This is a genomic window from Arthrobacter psychrolactophilus (assembly GCF_003219795.1).
Taxonomy (GTDB): domain Bacteria; phylum Actinomycetota; class Actinomycetes; order Actinomycetales; family Micrococcaceae; genus Specibacter; species Specibacter psychrolactophilus.
Genome location: NZ_QJVC01000049.1, coordinates 1 through 1,071, shown reverse-complemented (window position 1 = coordinate 1,071; position 1,071 = coordinate 1). Strand labels below are relative to the sequence as shown.

The following is a 1,071-nucleotide window of genomic DNA, read 5'->3' as shown; positions in this document are numbered from 1 at the left end:
GTCAAGGCGAAAGAGTATGTGGCCGAAGGAAAGCACTGGGTAGTGGACATCGACCTGGAGAAATTCTTCGACCGGGTCAACCACGACGTGTTGATGGCTCGACTCGCCTATCGAGTGAGGGATGGTCGCGTACTCAAGCTGATCCGGCGCTTCTTAGAGGCGGGGATGATGGCTAATGGCGTGATTCAACCCCGCAGCGAGGGTACGCCTCAGGGTGGGCCGCTGTCCCCATTACTGTCGAATATCCTGCTGACCGATCTTGATCGAGAGCTGGAAAGGCGGCAGTTGAAGTTCTGCCGATATGCTGACGACTGCAATATCTACATCGGCAGTGAAGGCGCAGGGCAACGGGCGATGGCGAACATCAGAGCCTTCCTGGAGGGTCATCTGAAGCTACGTATCAACGAGCAGAAAAGCGCAGTAGCACGGCCTTGGAAGCGAAAGTTTCTGGGCTACGCGATTACGATCTATCGCCAAGAGACACGGGTGCGACCTGCCCCCGAAAGCCTGCGAAGACTGATGGATCGAGTTCGTGAGTTGCTGCGCAAGGGGCGAGGACGGTCCTTGTCTCACACTATAGAGATGCTAAATCCCGTGTTGCGGGGTTGGGCAAACTACTTTCGGCTTACCGCGAACATGCGGATGCTGGAGGAACTCGATTGGTGGCTGCGTCGAAAACTACGTTGCCTGCTCTGGCGACAGTGGAAAACCCCGAAGACCCGCGAACGACGACTCATCTTGCTTGGGCTTAGGCCTGAGCGGGCGTGGAAGTCGAGTGTAAACGGGCGAGGGCCTTGGTGGAACTCGGCATCCAAACACATGAATCAGGCAGTACCGACGTTGTACTTCGCCAAAATGGGGCTGGTCTCGCTGCGCAGCACTGTGCAGGGACTCCAGCGTATTAGTTGAACCGCCGTATGCGGAACCGCACGTACGGTGGTGTGAGAGGGCTGAGGGAAAAAAAAATCCCTCACCCTACTCGATCCTGTCGAATTGGCCAGGCACCACCCACGCTGACGTAAGGGCTCTAACAACAGCTTGGCAGGAAGCTACTGCAGTATGCGGAGTGAC

At 56.7% G+C, this 1,071-nt stretch carries 1 protein-coding gene; it reads left to right on the top strand.

Annotated features, from left to right (window positions below; all coding sequences use genetic code 11):
• Positions 1 to 909: reverse transcriptase domain-containing protein (locus tag CVS30_RS17685; RefSeq protein ID WP_110486865.1), on the top strand; the 909-nt coding region annotated here is incomplete at its 5' end.
• Positions 910 to 1,071 lie beyond the last annotated feature (162 nt).